We start from the raw sequence: 20,956 nt of genomic DNA on the forward strand, positions 1-20,956 counted from the left end.
GCCCCTCCAGGGCGGCAGCCCAGCTGGAAGGCTCCAAGGGTTTCACCAAGGATCTCTGCGCCCGCTTCGATATTCCGACCGGGGCCTATGGCCGTTTCAACAATGCGCCGAAAGCCAAGGCCTATATCCGCCAGCAGGGCGCGCCCATAGTGGTGAAGGCTGACGGTCTGGCCGCAGGCAAGGGCGTGGTCGTCGCCATGACGCTCGATGAAGCGCTGGATGCGGTCGATGCCTGCTTCGAAGGCGCGTTCGGCTCTGCCGGGGCCGAAGTGGTGGTGGAAGAATTTCTGGACGGCGAAGAAGCAAGCTTCTTCTGCATCTGCGACGGCAAAACGGCCCTGCCGCTTGGCTCGGCGCAGGATCACAAGCGTGTCGGCGATGGCGACACCGGCCCCAATACGGGCGGCATGGGCGCTTATGCCCCAGCTCCGGTCATGACGCCGGAAATCGTTGAGCGCACCATGCGCGAACTGATCGAGCCGACCATGCGCGGCATGGCGGAAATCGGCGCGCCCTTCTCCGGCATCCTGTTTCTCGGCCTGATGATCGGCAAGGACGGCCCAAAGCTGATCGAATACAACACCCGTTTCGGTGACCCGGAATGTCAGGTGCTGATGATGCGCCTCAACAGCGACTTGCTGGCGCTGATCAATGCCGCCGTCGACGGCAAGCTGGATCAGGTTTCGCCGGACTGGAAAGATGATCCGGCGCTGACCATCGTTATGGCTGCGGAAGGCTATCCGACCAATGTAAAGAAGGGCAGCGTCATTCGCGGTCTCGACGCGCTTGACGGTCTCGATGGTGTCAAGGTCTTCCACGCAGGCACTGCTGAAAAGGACGGCAATCTCATTGCCAATGGCGGTCGTGTGCTGAACATCACCGCAGTCGCCAGCACTGTCGAGGAAGCACAGGCGAAAGCCTACGACGCCATCAGGAAGATCGACTGGCCGGAAGGTTTTTATCGCACCGATATCGGCTGGCGTGCTGTGGAGCGGGAACGTTCCGGCAAATAGTTTTAATGACAGCACCGGCATGATCGCATCCTTTTGACAGATAGGATGCGATTGGAGCCTGTTTTCATCATGCAATAGGCTGCGAGAAAATATTGACGTTTACGTAATAAGCCGATAGCTCTTGTGTTGAAGAAGACTGATACTCCCTCTGCACGCTTGCAGATCGGAGGCCGGGGTTTCCGAGGAGGGGCCTCGATGAGCACGATGTGGAGGAAAGATGTATCGCGCGCCGGTTTCTGAAATTTCCCATACGCTGATGAAGGTTGCGGGGCTTGAAAAAGCGCTGGCCGACAACCGCTTTCCCGAATTTTCCGCCGATCTGGCCGCAGCCATTCTCGAAGAGGCCGGAAAGTTTGCCGCTGAACGTGTCGAGCCCTTACGCATCCCCGGCGACCGGCATGGCGCGACCGTCAAGGACGGCGTCGTCACCACCGCGCCGGGCTGGAAAGACCTTTACCGCGACTGGATTGCAGGCGGCTGGAATTCGCTGACGGGCACGCCGGACTATGGCGGTCAGGGTCTGCCGACCATGATGTCGGTCGCCGTCAATGAAATGTGGAATGCCGGTTCGCTGTCCTTCGCCATCGGGCCGACGCTCACCACGGGTGCGATTGAGGCGCTGGAAAAGCATGCCTCCAGGGAATTGAAGGATATCTATCTCGAAAAGCTTATCTCCGGCGAGTGGATGGGCACGATGAACCTGACCGAGCCGCAGGCCGGTTCCGACCTTGGCGCGCTGCGCAGCCGCGCCGAGCGCAGCAATGACGGCACCTATCGCATTTTCGGCCAGAAGATTTTCATCACCTATGGCGAACATGACCTGACCGATAACATCGTGCATCTGGTGCTGGCCCGCCTGCCCGATGCGCCTGCGGGCACCAAGGGCATTTCGCTGTTTCTCGTGCCGAAATTCCTCGTCAATCAAGACGGTTCGCTCGGTCGCCGCAACGATCTGTTCTGCTCTGGTCTTGAACACAAGATGGGCATTCACGCCTCGCCGACCTGCACCATGATCTATGGCGACGGTTTCGTGAAAGGCGAGGAACAGGGCGCGGTCGGCTATCTGATCGGCGAAGAGAATCGCGGCCTCGCCTGCATGTTCACCATGATGAACAATGCCCGCCTGCTGGTCGGCATTCAGGGCGTCGGTGTCGCGGAGGCAGCCTACCAGCAGGCGCTCAACTATGCCAAGGAGCGCAAGCAGGGCCGCGCCATCGGTGCGAATCCCAAGGAGGGTATGAGCCCGATCATCGAACACCCCGATGTGCAGCGCATGCTTTTGACCATGAAGGCGCTGACGCAGGCCGCCCGTTCCATCACCTATGCCTGCGCCCATGCCATCGACATGAGCCATGCGACCGAAGGTGCCGATGCACAGCATTGGGCCGACCGTGCCGGTTTGCTCACGCCGCTGGCGAAGAGTTTTGCCACCGATGTCGGCGTGGATGTCGCGTCGCTCGGCGTGCAGATCCATGGCGGCATGGGATTCATTGAGGAAACCGGCGCGGCCCAATTGCTGCGCGATGCGCGCATCACGCCGATTTACGAAGGCACCAACGGCATTCAGGCCATCGATCTGGTGATGCGCAAGCTACCGCTTGGAAATGGCGAGCATATCAAGGGTTTCCTTGCCGAATTGCAGCACGATGCCGACAAGGCAGTTGCCTCCAACCGCCCGGAACTGGGCGAAACCGGCGCACGTCTTGCAAAGGCGCTCTCCGAAGCGCGTGAAGCGACCGACTGGCTGCAAAAGACAGTTGCCGAGGGTGGCGCAGAGGCAGCGCTTGCCGGTGCAACGCCTTATCAGCGTCTGCTGTCGCTTACTTCCGGCGGCGCTTATCTGGCCCGCGCAGCCCTTGCAGGCGACGATAAGGGTCGCGCCGTTCTTTGCCGTTTCTTCGCCGAGAACATGCTGGCCGAAGTATCGTCGTTGAAAGACACCGTCATCACCGGCGCAGCCAGCCTCGCCGCCGCTAAATCCGCACTGGAGGCTTGAACGTGAGCGAACATATTCTCGTCGAACGTCGCGATGCGGTGCAGATTATCCGGCTGAACCGGGCCGACAAGAAAAACGCCATCACCCGCGCCATGTATGCCACCATGGCCAAGGCGTTGAAGGATGGCGACGCCGACGACGCGGTGCGCGTCCATGTGTTTCTTGGTGTGCCGGGCGCGTTTTCATCCGGCAACGACATGCAGGATTTCATGGCCGCAGCGGCTGGCGGCGGCGATATGGGCAAGGATATTCTGGATTTTCTCTATGCCCTGTCGAGCGCCAAAAAGCCGGTCGTCTCAGGCGTTGATGGCCTTGCGATTGGCATTGGCACGACGATCCATTTCCATTGCGACCTGACATTTGCAACGTCACATGCGCTGTTCCGCACGCCATTCGTTGATCTCGGTCTCGTCCCGGAAGCCGGTTCCAGCTTGCTCGCGCCACCGCTGATGGGGCATCAGAAGGCCTTTGCCCTTCTGGCGCTCGGTCATGGTTTCAGCGCGGAAGCAGCGCTTGAAGCGGGCATCGTCTATAAAATCGTGGAAAGCGCAGAGCTGGAAGCGGAAGTGCTGAAGGCTGCGGAAGAAATCGCCGCCAAGCCGCCGGAGGCCATGCAGATCGCGCGGTCGCTCATGCGCATGCCCGCCGAAAACATCGCGGATCGTATTGCGCGGGAAGCGAAGCTTTTCGGCGAACGCCTGACCTCCAATGAAGCGCGTGAGGCCATCATGGCCTTTCTCAGCCGCAAGAAGTAAACCCCGGCTCTGATCGATAAAAAAGAACCCGGATGGGGAAACCCATCCGGGTGGCTTTGTCTGGAGGTCAGCCAATTAATTTAGCTTCAAATTGAAGCAGTCTCCTAAACCTAGCGGCAGAATGGGACGAGATCGTGATCACACGACAATGTGAATAATCTCGCCCGTTCAACTTTTCCGCTGCGGTCAATTCCGGGCGATGATTTCCTTGCCTTCGATCACCAGACGGACGCCCAGCGTGCCAGCCTTGCGGCGGGCGAGGAAGCGCGGGCGGCGACGGCGCGTCTCGTGCCCCTGACGGCGGGCCTGCGGCTGGCTGGTGCGCACCGGGCCGGTGCTTTCGTAAAGCGGACGGGCGACGCCGTCTTCTTCCACCAGCATCATCGGCAGGTTGAACGCAGCCGCCCAGGCGCGCCAGTCGGCGGCAACATCGGTCAGGTCATGCGCCACCAGAAGCGGCACGGAAAGCTGCGGGTCCTGATGCATCAGTTCCAGCGTGACGGTGATTTCGCCATATTCGTCTTCGACCGCGCGGGCCACGACACCGACAAAAGCATGGATCGGCAGTGCAATCGACATGGGCAGGCCGCTCGACGGCAGAACCTGCCGGATGACCGCGCCCCGTTCGTTGATGGTGAAGGTGACGTCGGTATTGCCGTCGTGCGATGCGTAGCTCACCACCTGCGGAAAGTGAAACGGATCGAGCCGCAGTTCACGGCCTGCCCAGTCTGGCTTCAGTCCCTTGCTCATCATTGTCAACGCCTCTGTCTCTCTGTCTCTGTCGAGAGCCGGTTATTCCAGCTTCTCTTTGATTGGGCTTTCTGCCCTCGTTGAGATGGAGAATAGACCGCGTTTGTTACCGATGGCCTTAAGGAGTTGGGTTAACTTTTCCCTGCTTTTTCCTTTGGTTATCAGAATGCAACCAGGTGTAAGAATTCGGAAATTCTTCCTAATATGCGTTTACCGATAGCAAAACGGGCGGAAAAACCGCCCGTCATTCATGTAGCAATTTGGTTTGTTTTACAGGGTCTTGCCGGGGTTCATAATCCCCGCCGGGTCGAAAGCCGTCTTGATGCGGCGCATCAGGTCGAGCGCGAAAGGCTGCTTGAAATGCGCAAGCTCGTCCCGCTTCAGCCGACCGATGCCATGCTCGGCAGAAATCGACCCCCTGTAACTTGTGACAATCGTGTGGATACGGTGATTAAGCGCGCCCCAATGGGAGAGGAATTCCTTTTTGTCCGCGCCGACCGGCTGCGACACGTTATAATGCAGGTTGCCATCGCCGATATGGCCGAAGCAGACAATGCGTGCACCGGGGATCATGTCCAGCACCGCCGCATTGGCTTCGCGGATAAAGGCCGGGATGGATGAAACGGGCACGGAAATATCGTGCTTGATCGAGCCGCCCTCCGGCTTTTGCGCCCAGGACATTTCCTCGCGCATTTTCCAGAAGGATTGCGCCTGCGCGACGCTTTCTGCAATCGCCGCATCCTGAAGAATATCCGCCTCCAAAGCTTCGTGCAGAATGGTTTCCAGCGTGGTGCGCGCATCTTCTTCCGAGCGCGTGGAGGAAATATCGATCAGCACATACCAGTCATGCGCGCTTTCCAGCGGATCGCGCGCGCCATCGACATGGCGCACGGTGAATTCGACGCCGACACGCGGCATCAGCTCAAAGCCGGTCAGGGAGGGACCGGCATGTTCGGTCGCAAGCTGGAACAGGCGCAGCGCGTCTTCCGGACTGCGCATCCCGGCATAGGCGACGCCCTTGCCCTTCGGCTGCGGAAAGATTTTCAGAACCGCCGCCGTGATCACGCCGAGCGTGCCTTCGGAACCCACGAACAGGTCTTTCAGGTCATAGCCGGTATTGTCTTTCTTCACATAGCGGAGGTCGTCGAGAATTTCGCCGGTTGGCAAAACCACTTCGAGACCGAGGCAAAGCTCGCGCATATTGCCATAGGCGAGCACCGCCGTACCACCTGCATTGGAACCGAGATTGCCGCCGATCTGGCACGAACCTTCCGCACCCAGCGACAGCGGGAACAGACGGCCCGCCTTCTCGGCCGCGTCCTGAAGATTTTTGAGGATGACGCCTGCCTCGACGGTGGCCAGATTGCCCACCGTATCAAGCGCGCGTATCTTGTTCATGCGGCCAAGGGCCAGCACGATCGTCGTGCCGCTCTCATCCGGCGTCTGCGCGCCGACGAGACCCGTATTGCCGCCCTGCGGCACAATGGGGGTTTTCGTTTCGCTGGCGAGTTTCATGATCGCCGCGACTTCTTCCGTGGAGCCGGGACGCAAGACCAGGGCCGAATTGCCCTTATAAAGGTCGCGCTGTTCTATCAGATAGGGCGCAATGTCTTCCGGCGCGGTGAGTGCGTTCTTTTCACCCACGATGGCGGTAAAACGTTCGATCAATCCGGTGTCCATATTGGTCCTTTGAAATCTAGCGCGGTGCGGCAGCGCGGTTCAAACGGTCATTGATGGCCTCGCCGAGACCGTCAAAGGGAATGGGTTCAACGGCAATGGTGCTGGCACCGGTGGCGTCAAGCTTGCGCATGAAATCGAAAAGATTGCTGGCCGCCTCGCGCAGATTGCCATCGGCACTGAGGTTAAGCACGGCCTTTGCCGTCTCGGCTCCGGCTACACGCGACGGCCCGAAAGCCAGCAGCGCCTCGCCCGGTTGCACATCGCCAACCGCAAGCCGCATGGCGGCATCCGGTGCATAATGCGAGGCCATCATGCCCGGCGCGATGATATGCGCCTGAATTGCCTCGGTCTGTTCGGTGCGCACCAGCTTTGTGCCAATCGCTGCTTCAATGTCCTCTGCCGCAAGCCCGCCGGGGCGCAACAGACGCACCATGTCGCCCTCGACCTTCACGATGGTCGATTCCACGCCAACCCCGCATGGACCGGCATCGAGGATCAGGTCTATTTTGTCGCCAAGATCGTCCGCGACGGCTTTGGCGCTTGTCGGACTGATACGCCCGGAGGTATTGGCGCTCGGTGCCGCAACAGGGCTGTCCAGCGCCGTGATGACCTCCTGCACGCGGCCATGCGGCATGCGGATGGCGAGCGTCGGCAGTCCCGCCGTCACCAGCGGATGAATGGGCCGACTGGTATCCTGTTGGTCTTTCAGCGGCAGCACGATGGTCAGCGGGCCGGGCCAGAACAGTTCCGCCAGCTTGCGCGACAGGGCATCGAAGGTAACATAGCGCTCTGCCATGGCAATGCCGCTGACATGAGCAATCAGCGGGTTAAACTGCGGGCGACCCTTGGCGGCGAAAATACCGGCCACGCCTTCGCCGTGCGAGGCATCGGCGGCAAGACCGTAGACGGTTTCGGTGGGAATGGCGACAAGACCGCCGCGCCGCAGGATTTCCACCGCGCGCTGAACTGCCTCATCATCGAATTTCATTACATCTGACACTGGTTTTCCGCCTCTCGGGCGTCCAAGTTGAGTGCATCCCGAAAAGTGCAAAGCGGTTTTCGGACAAGATGCACGCATAGATATGAGCGCCTTCTGCCTACACAAGCGCGAAGCCCTGCGCAAGCAAACAGGCGGTTTGCCTCGTGCACATTTATGGCAACGCGACCCGGAAAATTGCGTTTTGTTAGCTTTTTTGCGGCAGGATGTTACTATCCATGCTTGAGGTGAATAATGTTATCGCGATTTATCGCCATTTCACTGACTGTCGCCGGACTGCCCGCTGTTCCATCGGCCCACGGGGCGGAACTTGCGCGAACGACCTATGCGGTCGGCTCCATTGATTATATCGGCTATGACCGGATGGGCGCCAACGGGCTGCCTGTCTGCGGTGCCTGCAACCAGCGGCAGGAGGCTGAAGCCGAAGCGCTGAAAGAAATCGAAGCGCGGCGCAAGCGCGCCCGTGCCTATATGGCGCGCATGCAGGGCAAGCCGCTGCCGGAAGACGTGCAGGAACAGCCCGCTATCATCCCGACCGAACAGAAGATGCCGGACTTCGACCCCGCCAAGCCCGTGCGCGTCGTCGGCGATCCGTGGGCTGGCGTATCGGGAGAAGTGGACCTCAGTTCGTTGACGCTCAGACCCAGCCTTCAATAATCCTCAAATAAAAATGGCGCCAACCGGCGCCATTTTTATTTCGTATAGGCGGGCTATCAGCCAGCGATCTTGGAGAAATCCGCAACCTTGCCGGTGGCCGTGCGGATCAGGTCGAGCAGAGCCAGACGGTTGGCGCGAACATTTTCGTCCTCGTCGTTGACCAGCACTTTTTCGAAGAACGTATCGACCGGGCCGCGCAACTTGGCCAGCGCCAGCATCGCGCCCGAAAAATCTTCGCGGGCGATCGCCGCTTCGGTTTCGCTCGATGCGAGTGTCACCGCTTCGAACAGAGCCTTTTCCTCGTCCACCTTGAGAAGCGAAGCATCGACGCTGCTCGCGACCTTGGTGCCCTTCTTCTCTTCGGCAGCCAGAATATTGGCGGCGCGCTTTGTGCCAGCCAGCAGGTTCTTGCCGTCTTCCTCGTTGATGAAGACGATCAGCGCTTCCAGGCGGCGTGCGACCAAAAGCAGGTTGTCGGCTTCCGGCGTCAGCACGGCGTCGATAGCGTCGTAACGTGCGCCTTCGTCTTTCAGATGTACCTTGAAACGGTCGTGAAGGAAGGAGAGAAGATCGGCCAGCACCGGCTCTGCACTGCGGTCGGCTTCGGCACGAACTTCCGTCTCATAGTTGCGCAGCGCATTGTCGACATCCTGTTCGCCATCGACATCGCCAGACTTTTCACCTGCAAGCCTGGCTTCGAATTCACGCAGCTTGCGCTGGACCACGCCTTCTTTCAGCGCGGCAAAGGCCGAACGGAACAGCGGCAGCAGCGAGAATTTCCAGTCCTGCGATAGCAGAAGACGGATCACGCCAAGGGCTGCACGACGCAGCGCATAAGGGTCTTTTGAACCCGTCGGCTTTTCATCGATGGCCCAGAAGCCGACCAGCGTATCGAGCTTGTCGGCCAGCGCGACGGCAACCGCAACCGGTTCCTTCGGCACCACATCGGACGGGCCTTGTGGTTTGTAATGTTCTTCAACCGCTGCGGCGACGGCTGCATCCTCGCCCTGAAGTAAAGCATATTTGCGGCCCATCGCGCCCTGAAGCTCGGGGAATTCACCCACAACTTCGGTGGTCAGATCAGCCTTGGCCAGCACTGCCGCACGTGCAGCAAGCTTCGGATCGGCGCCGACCAGTGGCGCGATTTGCGCAGCCAGTTCGCGGATACGCTCAACGCGAGCGCCTTGCGTCCCGAGCTTGGCATGGAAGGTCACGTTCAACGCGTCCAGCCGCGCCATGCGCTGATCGAGCGGCTTCTTCAGGTCAAGGCCGAATTTCTCCGCCGAGGCGCTGAGCTTGTCGAGGTCGGGCAGATCATGCTGATCGGTGTGCCAGAAATAGAGCGCATCCGACAGACGTGCGCGCACCACCTTGCCGTTACCGTATGCGATTTCCGTGCCGCCATCGCGGGCTGCGATGTTCGACACCAGAATGAACCGGTTGGACAGCGCTTCCGTTTCGCCCTGCTTGCGCGTGACAAAACACTTCTGGTTGGCGCGGATGGTGAGGCGGATGACTTCCGGCGGAATGGCCAGAAACTCTTCCTCGAATTCGCCCATCAGCACGACCGGCCATTCGACAAGACCGGACACTTCTTCCAGAAGCCCTTCGTCCTCGACCAGTTCGAGACCCGACGCGAAAGCAAGGTTATGCGCGTCCTGCGAGATCATTTCCTTGCGGCGTTCGGCATCGAGCACCACAAAAGCCTTTTCCAGCTTTTCGACATAATCATCGAAGCGGCGCACCTTGATCGCCTGACCGTCGCTCAGGAAACGATGACCATAGGTCAGATTGCCGGACTTGATGCCGTCAACGTCGAAATCGATAACCACCGTTTCCTCGGTTTCAGGGCCGAAGGTGCACAGGATCGATTGCAGCGGACGCACCCAGCGCAATGCACCGGGCTTTGCCGAAGCCGCGCCCCAGCGCATGGATTTCGGCCACGGGAAATTGCGGATCGTCTGCGGCACCAGCTCGGCGACGATTTCTTCCGCCGGGCGGCCCGGCTTCGTCAGATGGGCGACATAGAAATCGCCCTTCTTCGGATCGTAATGCACATGCGCCTGCGCAACATCGCTGAGACCGGCCTTGCGCAGAAATCCCTGAATGGCCTGCTCGGGTGCAGTGACCGACGGGCCCTTGATGTCTTCATGCACGTCCTTGGAACGCACGGTCAGGCCACGAATATCGAGCGTCAGACGACGCGGCGTCCAGTAGGCGGTCGCGGCTTCATAGGTCAAACCGGCTTCGACCAGACCATCGGTGATCATCTTTTTCAGATTGCCGGCGGCCTTGCGCTGCATGCGGGCCGGGATTTCCTCGGAAAAGAGTTCGAGAAGTAAGTCAGGCATTACACAGCCTCATTCTTGTAATTAAAGCCGCCTGCATCGGTGAGCAGAAATGCCTCGCCGCACTGACGCGCGAGATTGCGGACGCGCAGGATATAGCTCTGGCGTTCGGTGACCGAAATCACGCCGCGCGCATCCATCAGGTTGAAAACATGGGATGCCTTAATGCACTGGTCATAGGCGGGGAGCACGCATTTGTGCAAAGAACCCTCGCCCGTGCTGCCCGCCTTCAGGATGGCTTCGCATTCACGCTCGGCATCAATGAAGTGGCGATGCAGGATTTCGGTATCGGCCATTTCGAAATTGTAGCGGGAATATTCCTGCTCAGCTTGCAGGAACACATCGCCATAGGTGACCTTCTCGTCGCCTTCGAGACCGTTGAAATTGAGGTCGTAGACATTGTCCACGCCCTGCACATACATGGCGAGGCGCTCCAGACCATAGGTCAGCTCACCGGCAACCGGCGAGCATTCAATGCCGCAGACCTGCTGGAAATAGGTGAACTGCGACACTTCCATGCCATCGCACCAGCATTCCCAGCCAAGGCCCCAGGCGCCGAGCGTCGGGCTTTCCCAGTCGTCTTCCACGAAGCGCACATCATGCAGCGTCGGATCAAGGCCGATGGCCTTCAGCGAACCGAGGTAAAGGTCCTGAAGGTTCGGCGGCGATGGCTTGATGATGACCTGATACTGGTAATAATGCTGCAGCCGATTGGGGTTTTCGCCATAGCGGCCATCCTTGGGACGGCGCGACGGCTGCACATAGGCGGCTTTCCACGGCTTCGGCCCGAGCGAACGCAGCGTGGTTGCCGGATGGAACGTACCCGCACCCACTTCCATGTCGTAAGGCTGCAAAATAGCGCAACCATGTTCCGCCCAATAGTGATGGAGCGTCAGGATCAGACCCTGAAAGGAACGGGTGGGATGCATATGTGCGGGCAACATGCTGGACGAATTAGACACCGGGCTGGGCCTCGTTATTGAAATGATGGCCCGGTCTAAGCAGGATTTCCGAAAAGTGGCAACCGGTTTTCGGATAAAAATCCTGCCAGATCATACATCAGCACCGCAGGGTCAAGCACAGGCTGCCGGTTTCAGTGGCCTATCGCCCTGAAACCGGACCTATCTGCCGTTTTTAGTCAGTCGTCGGCTTTTCCGGTGTGGGCGCAGCTGGCACCGGCGCGACAGCAGGCGTGTCCTGCTTCGGTTCTTCCGGCTTCGGCTGGTCCGGCTTCTTCTCGCCTGGCTTGGTGGCATCGGCGGAAGACTGGCCCGAAACGTCGGGCAGCCCCTTCTTCAGCTTTTCCTCGATCTTGACGAGTTCTTCCGGCTCCGGCTTGCCTGCAATTGCATGGTTCCACTGGAACGTCGCTTCAAGCTGGCGACCAACGCGCCAATAGGCATCGCCCATATGATCGTTGATCGTCGGGTCTTCCGGGCGCAGCTTCACAGCCTTTTCCAGTTCCACCACCGCTTCGTCGTAACGACCGAGCTTATAATAGGCCCACCCCAGCGAATCGACGATGTAACCGTCCTGCGGGCGTAACTCGACCGCCTTCTTGATCATATCGAGCGCGCGATCGAGATGGATGCCCATATCGACCCAGGAATAGCCGAGATAATTCAGCACCTGCGGCTGGTCGGGATAAAGCTCCAGCGCCTTGTTGAAACTCGGTTCCGCCTTGTCCCACTGCTTCAGGCGCTCATAGGCGATGCCGCGCTGGTAGAAGACCGGCCAGTCCTTGCGTTCCGGCGTCTTGATCTGTTCGACAGCCGCGTCATAAATCTTTGCGGCTTCGGCAAAATTCTTGTCCTGCGCGTAAACACCGCCCAGCGCCAGATAGGTGCGGATGTCGGTCTTGTCGCGGCCCAGAAGCGTCTTCAACTGCTCAATGGCCTCGGCAGACTTGTCATTATCGGCAAGGTTCAGCGCGCGCTGCATTTCGGCATCGCGGCGATAGGGCGATTTTTCCGGCACTTGCGCATAATATTCCACTGCGGCTTCCGGACGGCGCAGCTTGGCCGAAATATCGCCAAGCTGGAACAGGGTCGCATCATTGCCCGGACGCAGCGGCAGCGAGAGTTGCAGATAAAGCTTCGCAAATGCCTCTGCACCGCTGCGGTTGATCGCGGTGCCGAGCGTATAAAGCACTTCACCAGCGCCCTGCTGCGGCGTTTCGATCAGACGGTCAACTTTCTGCCCCGCCTCGACCTGCTCGCGCAGTTCGGTGAGCGTCATGCGACCATTCAGCAGTTCCTCGCCATCCTTCAAGATCTGGATCGCCCCGGCCTTGTCGCCCTGACGCAGCTTGAACGAGGCATAGGCCATGATGATGCGTTCATAGGTGTCGGGCGCGGCGCTGCCGCCGGGACGGTCATCGAAGGCCTGCTGGTAGAATTCCGCCGCTTCCTTCTTCATCCCGGCCTGATCGGCGATCAGGGCGGAATTATAGGTGCGGAACAGGCCATACCATTCGGGGCCTTCCATCTTCTTGATATCGGCCAGTGCCTGCTTGGGATTGCCCTGCCCGACCTTGACCCACGCATTCATGAAGCCTGTCGCAAGCCGGTCCATGTCGGACTGCATGGACAGCATCAAAAGCGGTCCGACCTTGCGGTACTGCTTTTTGGAAATGGCGTCGATGGCAAGGGCGACGCGGGAGAAACGCTCAATATCCGGCACATTCTGCAATTCGGAAGCGAGTGGCAGGGCGTCTTTGAAGCGGCCTTCGGTCAGCAGAACCAGAAGCAGGTCCTGCTTGACCTGACTGTTGCCCGGATCGAAAGCCATGGCCTGACGATAGAAATCGGCGGCGGCGGACAGGTTGTTATCGGCTTCGGCGGTGCGGCCCGCCAGATAGGCGCCAGCAAAGGAACCGGCCCGAACAGCAGGCGTGACGACGGGAGCGGGATCGGCTGCCGCCTTGGCCCATGCGCCGCTGGCAGGTATTGCAATTCCCGCCAGAAGCGAAAGAAGCAAACCGTAAAGCGGGCCGTTTTTCATTCCATGCCGCATGAAGCCCAATCCTCTTCTCACATTCCCACCTGTGCCATCGGCAACGAATCGCCGACCGTATCCAAACCGACAAGCCGTCTCCTCACCGGAAAAGGCACTTCAAGCATGGCCTTTTTGGGATGAGGGGGCAAGAAAAGCATCCGTGATGGGGTGCTTTTCCTGATCGATCCCGTTCGAAATATTCGAACTCAGTTCACGCGGCTGATGCAGAAGTCGATGACTTCGATGAGGGCATCCTTTTCCGGCGAGGCCTTCAGCGGCGCCAGAGCATCGCGGGCAATCTCGCCAAAGTGGCGCGCCCGCTGGACGGTATCGGCAATCGCGCCATGCTTGGTCATCAGGCCGATGGCCTTTTGCAGCGATGCATCGTCGCTGGCACCGTCCTCGATGGCGTGCTTCCAGAACGCGCGTTCATCATCGGTGCCACGACGGTAGCTGAGAATCACCGGCAGCGTGATCTTGCCTTCGCGGAAGTCGTCGCCCGTGTTCTTGCCCAGATCGGCAGCAGAGCCACCATAGTCGAGCGCATCGTCAACCAGCTGGAAAGCGAGACCGAGATTGAGACCGTAATCCCGCAAGGCTGCGCGATCCGAACGCTGCACACCGGCGATGATCGGGCCGACTTCGGCAGCCGCCGAGAACAGCGCCGCCGTCTTGGCCTTGATGACCGCCAGATATTCGTTTTCGGTGGTTTCCATGTTCTTGGCAGCGGCAAGCTGCATGACTTCGCCCTCGGCGATCACCGAAGCAGAGGTCGCCAACACGTCAAGCGCGTCGAGCGAGCCGACATCGACCATCATCTTGAAAGCCTGACCGAGCAGGAAATCGCCGACGAGAACGCTGGCCTGGTTGCCCCAGATCATGCGGGCGGTGCTTTTGCCACGGCGCAGATCGCTTTCATCAACCACATCATCGTGCAAAAGCGTTGCGGTATGCATGAATTCGACAGCGGTTGCGAGACGCACATGACCGTCGCCGTCGTAACCGAACATGCGGGCGGCAGCGAGCGTCATCATCGGGCGCAGGCGTTTGCCGCCCGACGAGATCAGATGATTGGCGACTTCGGGAATCATTTCGACGTCGGAACCGGCGCGTGACAGGATCATTTCGTTTACGCGCGCCATATCGGCCTTCGTCAGGTCGACAAGCGGCTGCACCGATCCTGTCTGCTTTTTCTTGTCGTCGAGATTCAGAACCACACCCAATGCCATTACTCCTTGATGGGGCCGCCACCATATTTAAGCGCGGCGGAATGCTCAAGACGCATTCCGTGCCTTCACTGCCTGTTCAACATTGACGGAAGCTGTTGTCAATGCGGTGCATTGGCTCCAAACTAGGTAAATGATCGAACTTATCCGCACCAACGATTCCGTCCTTTTGTCTTTCGCCGAAGCCTTGATGAAGGAAGCGGGAATAGCTTATTTCATCGCAGACACCAATATGAGCATTATCGAGGGGTCGTTAGGCGTACTGCCGCGCCGTCTTCTGGTCAGTGAGGATCAGCTGGACGAAGCGCGGCAAATCCTGATCGATGCCGAGATTGAACACGAACTGCGCGATCAATGACCCTGACGACCGAAGACGAGATTGAAGAAACGCTGGATGTCTTTCATCGCGGCGCTTTTCATCTCGTGCAACCGGCAATGAAAGGGCATCGCTCCGGCGTCGATGCGATGATCCTTGCAAGCGCGGTGCCGGACGGCTTTGACGGACGCCTCGCCGATCTTGGCAGCGGTGCGGGTGCAGCCGGGCTTGCGGTTGCGGCCCGATGCGCGGCAAGCCGCATTACCCTTGTCGAACGCTCTGGCCTGATGGTCGGCTTTGCCAGAAAGACCATCGCGCATCCCCTGAATACAGCTCTGGCAGACCGCCTCGCGATTGTGGAAGCCGATGTGGCGCTGACCGGAAAGGCGCGTGTTGCGGCAGGTCTTGCCGATAACAGCTTCGATTTCGCCATCATGAACCCGCCTTTCAACGAAGCGGCGGACCGGCGCACGCCCGATCCGCTCAAGGCGGAAGCGCATGTCATGCCCGAAGGCATGTTCGAACAATGGGTGCGCACGGCGGCGGCCATCGTCCGGCCGGGCGGCGGCATCGCCATCATAGCGCGACCGGGCTCGATTGCGCTCATTCTGGAAGCGCTCACCGGGCGCTTCGGCGGCTTGCGCATCGTGCCGGTGCACCCCCGCGGTGACGCAGCGGCAATCCGTATCGTCGTCACCGGCACGCGGGGCAGCCGCGCCGGTCTCTCGTTCATGCCGCCACTCGTCCTGCATGGCGACAGCGGCAACGGTTTCACACCCCGCGCCAATGCCATCAACAACGGCCAGACCGCGCTTCTTTGATCCCGGGAGAATAAACCGTGCTGCTTATCGTCGGAACCGTTCGGCTGCCTGCTGCGAAGTTGAATGAGGCGCGCCCTGTCATGCAGCAAATGATCGAAGCCAGCCGCGCCGAGGCTGGCTGCATGGACTATTCCTATGCCGCCGACATTCTCGATCCCGGTCTTATTCATGTAAAAGAGCTGTGGCTGGACCGGGCTTCGCTGGACAAACATTTTGTCTCCGGGCACATTGCCGCCTGGCGTTCGACATGGCCGACACTCGGCATCACCGACCGCGATCTTGTGCTCTACGAAGTGGATGCGCCGCAAAGCACCTAACAGTTTCTTTAAGGAGACCGATGAACCACAGTCCAAATTCCGCTCGCCCCGTATCTCTCATGCGACGCTTTCTGGATAGCGAGGTTGCCGGAGGCCTTTTGCTGATGGCAGCGGCAGCGCTTGCGCTCATCGTAGCCAATTCACCTCTCTCACAAACCTATTTCGACGCTCTTCGTGTTTATATCGGCCCGCTGAGCCTTGAGCACTGGATCAATGATGCGCTGATGGCGGTGTTTTTCCTGCTCGTCGGGCTGGAGATCAAACGCGAATTCATCGACGGGCAGCTTGCAAGCTGGCCAAACCGGATGCTGCCGGGCATTGCTGCGGCAGGCGGTGTGATCCTGCCTGCGCTCATATTCGCGGCGCTCAATTTCGACGATCCTGACAAGCTGCGCGGCTGGGCGGTGCCTTCCGCAACCGATATCGCCTTCGCGCTCGGCGTCCTGTCGCTGCTTGGCTCACGCGTACCGTCGAGCCTCAAGGTTTTTCTGGCGACGCTCGCCATTCTCGATGATCTGGCCGCCGTCGTCATCATCGCCATTTTCTACACAGCCGAAATCTCGATGCCCTATCTGGGCGGGGCTTTCATAACTGCGATCGCGCTTTTCACAATGAACCGCATGGGCGTGATGAAGCTGCTGCCCTATCTGATCGGCGGCGCAATTTTGTGGTTCTTCGTGCTCAATTCCGGCGTTCACGCCACCGTCGCCGGTGTGGTGACGGCACTGATGGTGCCGCTGAAACCTGCGCCCGGCAAACCGGATGACATGACGTCACCGCTGCACATCCTCGAACATGCGCTGGCAAAACCGGTCGCCTTCCTCATCGTGCCGATCTTCGGCTTTGCCAATGCGGGCATTTCCTTTGCCGGGCTCGATGCCTCGGTGATGGGCGACACGCTGACACTCGGCATTCTGCTCGGGCTTTTTGTTGGCAAGCAGCTTGGTGTGTTCGGCGCAGCCTGGCTCGCCATCAAGACCGGCCTTGCGCAAAAGCCGATGGGCGCCAGCTGGGCGCAGCTTTATGGCGTCGCCATATTGTGCGGCATCGGCTTTACCATGAGCATCTTCATCGGGCTTTTGTCCTTCCCGTCCGATCTCATGCAGACCGAAACGAAAATTGGCGTTCTGGCCGGTTCGGCGCTCTCGGCCATATTCGGCTATGGGCTGTTGCGGATCGTGGCAAAACCCACGAAAAAATGATCCTACTCACCCTCCGAAGATATAAATTTTCGGAGGGTTTTCTTTGTGTTTCCCAGATTGCTTCCTACATTGGCAACCAACAGTTGATCCAGTTTGGAGTTTGCCTTGCCCGGTTTATTGACGCGCCTTGTTCCGCGCCGCTTTCGCAATGCCGCAATTGAAATTCCCGTCGTGCGCCTGCATGGCGCCATCATGAGTGGCGGTTCAGCGCTGCGCCCGTCGCTATCGCTGGCATCGACCGCTGCCGTGCTGGAAAAGGCCTTCAGCAACAAGCACGCGCCAGCCGTGGCGATTTCGCTCAATTCTCCCGGCGGTTCGCCGGTGCAGTCGCGCCTGATCTATCGCCGCATTCGCGATCTCGCCTCCGAACACCAGAAAAAGGTTTTCATCTTCGTTGAGGATGTGGCCGCATCCGGCGGTTATATGATTGCCCTGGCCGGCGACGAGATCATCGCAGACCCCTCCTCCATCGTCGGCTCCATCGGCGTGGTTTCCGCGTCATTCGGTTTTCCGGAATTGCTGAAAAAAATCGGCGTGGAGCGGCGCGTCTATACCGCCGGCAGCAACAAGGTCACGCTCGACCCGTTCCAGCCGGAAAAGAAGGCCGACATCGAACGGCTGAAATCGCTGCAACTCGAAATCCACGACACCTTCATCGAAATGGTCAAGGAACGGCGTGGCAACAAGCTTGTCGAGGAATCCGACCTGTTCACCGGCCTGTTCTGGACCGGCACGACAGCCTTGCAGCTCGGCCTCATCGACGGGCTGGGCGACATGCGCAGTTTCCTGCGCAAGACCTATGGCGACAAGGTGGAGCTCCAGCTGATCCAGCCCCAGCGCGGACTGCTTGGCCGCAAGGTTCCGGGCGTCGGCATGGCGCTTTCATCGGCGTTTTCCGGCTTGGAACCGGCGGAAATTGCCGCCCATCTCGGCGACGGCCTGCTCTCCGTTGCCGAAGAAAAAGCGCTTTGGGGACGCTATGGTCTTTGAAACACCACGGTTTCTCGTGATAAGATGTCAGAAATGACAGGGTGCGATAAGCGCGCGCCCAACACGACACATAAGGAATTTGGTCATGCCACAGCTCATTTTTCTGCTGCTGATCATCATCGCCGCCTGGTATGGCTACCGCTCGTTCAAGCGTGAAGCCACACGCGTGTCGCAGCGCGTTCGTCAGGCCGAGAAGGAAGCGCAGAACCGTGCCAACGGCACGCTGGTGCAGGACCCGAAAACCGGCGAATATTACGTCAAGAAAGACTGATCCGCTTAAACCCCGATGACCGACACCCTGTTGCGCGCCCGGCCTGCTGACAGCCGGTCTGTTACCCGTCTTGCCCCAGCGAAAATCAACCTCGCGCTGCACGTCACAGGACGGCGCGACGATGGCTATCATCTGCTCGACATGCTGGTGGTCTTTGCGCACTATGGCGATACGATAACGGTTGCCGATGCGCCGGAAGACCGGTTTACGGTCAGCGGGCCTTTCGCCTCGGCGGTTCCCCTCGATGGCGGCAATCTGGTGCTCAAGGCGCGCGATGCATTGCGCGCGCATTCCGGGCGCGATCTGCCGCCCGTTGCCATTCATCTTGAGAAAAACCTGCCCATAGCATCGGGCATTGGCGGCGGCTCCAGCGATGCGGCGGCCACATTGCTTGCCCTCAACACGCTCTGGAACCTCCAATTCGATTTCGACCGGCTCGCCGCGCTCGGTCTGGCGCTTGGCGCTGATCTGCCCATGTGCCTCCACGGTGCGGCGCATGGCACGCCACTGACGGCGCGCGGCATTGGCGAAGACCTTGCACCTGTTACGGGCCTTCCGGCCCTGCCCCTGCTGCTCGTCAATGACGGCACGGCGCTTGCCACGCCCGATGTGTTTCGCGCCCTCGACAAGCGGAACAATCCCGCCTTGCTGCCGCCCGACCAGAATGAACTCGGCGCGCTCTGCCATTACCTTGGCACGACGCGCAATGATCTCCTGTCGCCAGCCCTGGCGCTCGCTCCGCAAATCGGCGACAAGCTTGCGCTGCTACGGGCGGGCGATGCGCTTTACGCCCAGATGTCCGGTTCCGGCGCGACCTGTTTTGCAATCTTCGCCGACGAAGACGCCCTGCAAAAGACCGCAGCCCGCATGAGAGCCGAAAAGCCGGACTGGTTTGTCATCGCGACCGGCACAGCTGCATCGTAACCCTCACACAGCTGTAACCCGCCTCCTCCGATATTGATTCTGCTTGCGTTGCGCTTGCGTGCAGCCCGCAGAAATCCATTCTCCTTTGATAGTCAGTAACACCTTATTCAAAAGGCAGCTATTGTTCACTCTTATTGGACAATAAACACGGACAGTCTGTTCGCGATTTATGAACAAAAAGCGTCATATAACAGTCACGTGATTGCTGGTATATCAATCAAACTGTTGATTTTACGTATATATTTTTCCTATTTTCGATTGTTTCCAAATATTAACGAGCACGAATGTGTGATTAATAAAACATTTTCGTGACTGGAACTTTTGCCCATTGTCACCCATTTCAGCTGCATCGGAACGACGAAAAGAAACGCCGCTCCAGTTTCCAAGGAGATAGGAAATGAAAAAGATTGTTCTTGCTGCTGCTGCCCTCGCCCTGAGCGCCGGCGCTGCCTTCGCTGAAAACCCATATGTTGGCGAACCTGCAGACCTCTATGCAAATGACCGCACCCCGGTTGTTTCGCAGACCGTTGACCACACCGCAACCGCGACCATCCAGTCTGGTTCGGCCTATCAGGACGGCTCTGCTCATCGCTTTGGCGATGCTTCGCCTTCGAGCTACCAGAACTAATCAGGCCAACGCCTGACTGCATAACGGGCGTCGCGCTAAAAACGCCGCTGACGCCCGCCCTGCCGGAATCCTCCCAAGCAATCCCGGCGATTGATTTCCCCTCCCTGATGGATGGCATTTCGGCCACCCGGGACGCCCCGGACAGAACCCAGTGATTGGGTGTCGTTCGTGCGGCAAACGAAAAGGAATATAAAAATGAAAAAGTTTGCTCTTGCTGCTGCCGCCCTTGCCCTTAGCGCCGGTGTTGCTTTCGCAGAAAACCCGCATGTTGGCGAACCTGCCGATCTCTATGCAAACGACCGTACTCCGGTTGCTTCGCAGACCGTTGACCACACGGCAACTGCGACGATCCAGTCGGGTTCGGCTTATCAGGACGGTTCTGCGCATCGTTTTGGCGACGCTTCGCCTTCGAGCTACCAGAACTAATCAGGCCAAAGCCTGCTGCATAACGGGCGTCGCGTTCGAACGCTGACGCCCAAGGCCGGGCCTCAAACGATCCGGCTTCAACAGTTATCTCCCCGAAGGATGGTGCCTGAGCCACCCGGGTGCCCTTACTTGCTTCCCGATTGGTTCGGGTGCCATCCGAAGGGCGATCTTCAAAGGAATATGAAAATGAAAAAGCTTGCTCTTGCTGCCGTTGCCGTTGCCCTTAGCGCCGGTGCTGCTTTCGCAGAAAACCCGCATGTCGGCGAACCGGCCGACCTCTATGCAAATGACCGCACCCCGGTTGCTTCGCAGACCGTTGACCACACCGCAACCGCGACGATCCAGTCGGGTTCGACCTATCAGGACGGTTCTGCACATCGTTTTGGCGACGCTTCGCCTTCGAGCTACCAGAACTAAACAAGGTAGAAGCGAAAGCTGCTATCTTACAAAAAGGCGAAGCTCCTGCTTCGCCTTTTGCTGTTTAGAGCCTGAATCAAAAAGCGGCATGTGTGTGCGAAAATGGTGATTTTCGAGTACCGGAGCGGAGCGTACTCAAAGTACGTGAGCACCGGAACGCAGAACATTGCCATTTGCAGCCACACAGGACGACATTTGGAGCAGGCTCTTAGGGACCGCTTCAGT

General features: G+C 59.1%; 21 protein-coding genes. 14 read left to right on the forward strand and 7 right to left on the reverse strand.

Features of this window, described 5'->3' with window-relative positions:
* The 3 genes from purD to HWD97_RS22055 all read left to right on the forward strand — a co-directional run.
* The coding region (purD, locus tag HWD97_RS22045) for a phosphoribosylamine--glycine ligase (RefSeq protein WP_371835604.1) at positions 1–1,013 on the forward strand (1,013 nt) is incomplete at its 5' end.
* A 217-nt stretch (positions 1,014–1,230) separates the two neighbouring features.
* A complete protein-coding gene (locus HWD97_RS22050; protein ID WP_371835605.1) occupies positions 1,231–3,009 on the forward strand; it encodes an acyl-CoA dehydrogenase in 1,779 nt (592 codons plus the stop codon).
* A 2-nt stretch (positions 3,010–3,011) separates the two neighbouring features.
* Positions 3,012–3,764, forward strand: coding sequence for a crotonase/enoyl-CoA hydratase family protein (locus tag HWD97_RS22055; protein ID WP_109368442.1), 753 nt, complete (start codon positions 3,012–3,014; stop codon positions 3,762–3,764).
* A 186-nt stretch (positions 3,765–3,950) separates the two neighbouring features.
* Here HWD97_RS22055 and HWD97_RS22060 read toward each other — a convergent pair whose 3' ends face one another.
* The 3 genes from HWD97_RS22060 to HWD97_RS22070 all read right to left on the reverse strand — a co-directional run bounded on the left by HWD97_RS22060 (position 3,951) and on the right by HWD97_RS22070 (position 7,182).
* Entirely contained in the window at positions 3,951–4,517 is a 567-nt protein-coding gene (locus tag HWD97_RS22060; RefSeq protein WP_121537334.1) for a DUF6101 family protein, read from the reverse strand.
* 267 nt (positions 4,518–4,784) lie between these two features.
* Positions 4,785–6,194, reverse strand: a complete 1,410-nt coding sequence (locus HWD97_RS22065) for an FAD-binding oxidoreductase (protein WP_371835606.1) — start codon at positions 6,192–6,194, stop codon at positions 4,785–4,787.
* 16 nt (positions 6,195–6,210) lie between these two features.
* On the reverse strand, positions 6,211–7,182 hold the full coding sequence (locus HWD97_RS22070; protein WP_371835614.1) for an L-threonylcarbamoyladenylate synthase: 972 nt from the start codon (positions 7,180–7,182) through the stop codon (positions 6,211–6,213).
* 243 nt (positions 7,183–7,425) lie between these two features.
* Between HWD97_RS22070 and HWD97_RS22075 the strand changes: the two genes are divergently transcribed.
* Positions 7,426–7,848 carry a hypothetical protein gene (locus HWD97_RS22075; RefSeq protein ID WP_371835607.1) on the forward strand — a complete coding sequence of 141 codons (423 nt, stop codon included), beginning with the start codon at positions 7,426–7,428 and terminating at the stop codon, positions 7,846–7,848.
* Positions 7,849–7,904: 56 nt separating this feature from the next.
* On the opposite strand, the gene glyS is transcribed toward HWD97_RS22075, so the two are convergent.
* From glyS to HWD97_RS22095, 4 genes are all read right to left on the reverse strand, one after another.
* A complete protein-coding gene (gene glyS / locus HWD97_RS22080) occupies positions 7,905–10,199 on the reverse strand; it encodes a glycine--tRNA ligase subunit beta (RefSeq protein ID WP_371835608.1) in 2,295 nt (764 codons plus the stop codon).
* Positions 10,199–11,125 carry a glycine--tRNA ligase subunit alpha gene (locus HWD97_RS22085; RefSeq protein ID WP_109370177.1) on the reverse strand — a complete coding sequence of 309 codons (927 nt, stop codon included), beginning with the start codon at positions 11,123–11,125 and terminating at the stop codon, positions 10,199–10,201. The genes glyS and HWD97_RS22085 overlap by 1 nt, the downstream gene beginning before the upstream one ends.
* A gap of 205 nt (positions 11,126–11,330) precedes the next feature.
* Positions 11,331–13,211, reverse strand: coding sequence for a tetratricopeptide repeat protein (locus tag HWD97_RS22090; protein ID WP_371835609.1), 1,881 nt, complete (start codon positions 13,209–13,211; stop codon positions 11,331–11,333).
* Positions 13,212–13,399: 188 nt separating this feature from the next.
* A complete protein-coding gene (locus tag HWD97_RS22095) occupies positions 13,400–14,416 on the reverse strand; it encodes a polyprenyl synthetase family protein (protein WP_109370175.1) in 1,017 nt (338 codons plus the stop codon).
* 136 nt (positions 14,417–14,552) lie between these two features.
* Between HWD97_RS22095 and HWD97_RS22100 the strand changes: the two genes are divergently transcribed.
* From HWD97_RS22100 to HWD97_RS22145, 10 genes are all read left to right on the forward strand, one after another.
* Positions 14,553–14,777, forward strand: coding sequence for a DUF2007 domain-containing protein (locus HWD97_RS22100; RefSeq protein WP_109368435.1), 225 nt, complete (start codon positions 14,553–14,555; stop codon positions 14,775–14,777).
* Complete coding sequence (locus HWD97_RS22105) at positions 14,774–15,556, forward strand: tRNA1(Val) (adenine(37)-N6)-methyltransferase (RefSeq protein WP_371835610.1); 783 nt, start codon at positions 14,774–14,776, stop codon at positions 15,554–15,556. The genes HWD97_RS22100 and HWD97_RS22105 overlap by 4 nt, the downstream gene beginning before the upstream one ends.
* 17 nt (positions 15,557–15,573) lie before the next feature.
* On the forward strand, positions 15,574–15,873 hold the full coding sequence (locus tag HWD97_RS22110) for a putative quinol monooxygenase (RefSeq protein ID WP_371835611.1): 300 nt from the start codon (positions 15,574–15,576) through the stop codon (positions 15,871–15,873).
* A gap of 20 nt (positions 15,874–15,893) precedes the next feature.
* Positions 15,894–17,075, forward strand: coding sequence for a Na+/H+ antiporter NhaA (gene nhaA / locus HWD97_RS22115; protein ID WP_371835612.1), 1,182 nt, complete (start codon positions 15,894–15,896; stop codon positions 17,073–17,075).
* Between the two features lie 105 nt (positions 17,076–17,180).
* Positions 17,181–18,065 carry a S49 family peptidase gene (locus HWD97_RS22120; RefSeq protein WP_171316579.1) on the forward strand — a complete coding sequence of 295 codons (885 nt, stop codon included), beginning with the start codon at positions 17,181–17,183 and terminating at the stop codon, positions 18,063–18,065.
* Positions 18,066–18,150: 85 nt separating this feature from the next.
* Positions 18,151–18,336: a hypothetical protein gene (locus HWD97_RS22125; protein WP_109368432.1), complete on the forward strand. Its 186-nt coding sequence runs from the start codon at positions 18,151–18,153 to the stop codon at positions 18,334–18,336.
* A gap of 15 nt (positions 18,337–18,351) precedes the next feature.
* The gene (locus tag HWD97_RS22130) at positions 18,352–19,260 is read left to right on the forward strand and encodes a 4-(cytidine 5'-diphospho)-2-C-methyl-D-erythritol kinase (RefSeq protein ID WP_140025419.1); all 909 of its coding nucleotides are present in this window, start codon (positions 18,352–18,354) and stop codon (positions 19,258–19,260) included.
* Between the two features lie 397 nt (positions 19,261–19,657).
* Entirely contained in the window at positions 19,658–19,888 is a 231-nt protein-coding gene (locus HWD97_RS22135; RefSeq protein ID WP_109368430.1) for a hypothetical protein, read from the forward strand.
* Between the two features lie 195 nt (positions 19,889–20,083).
* Positions 20,084–20,314: a hypothetical protein gene (locus tag HWD97_RS22140; protein WP_371835613.1), complete on the forward strand. Its 231-nt coding sequence runs from the start codon at positions 20,084–20,086 to the stop codon at positions 20,312–20,314.
* Between the two features lie 186 nt (positions 20,315–20,500).
* Entirely contained in the window at positions 20,501–20,731 is a 231-nt protein-coding gene (locus HWD97_RS22145; RefSeq protein ID WP_109368428.1) for a hypothetical protein, read from the forward strand.
* Positions 20,732–20,956 lie beyond the last annotated feature (225 nt).

It is taken from the genome of Ochrobactrum sp. C6C9, assembly GCF_022627935.1.
Lineage (GTDB): Bacteria > Pseudomonadota > Alphaproteobacteria > Rhizobiales > Rhizobiaceae > Brucella > Brucella teleogrylli.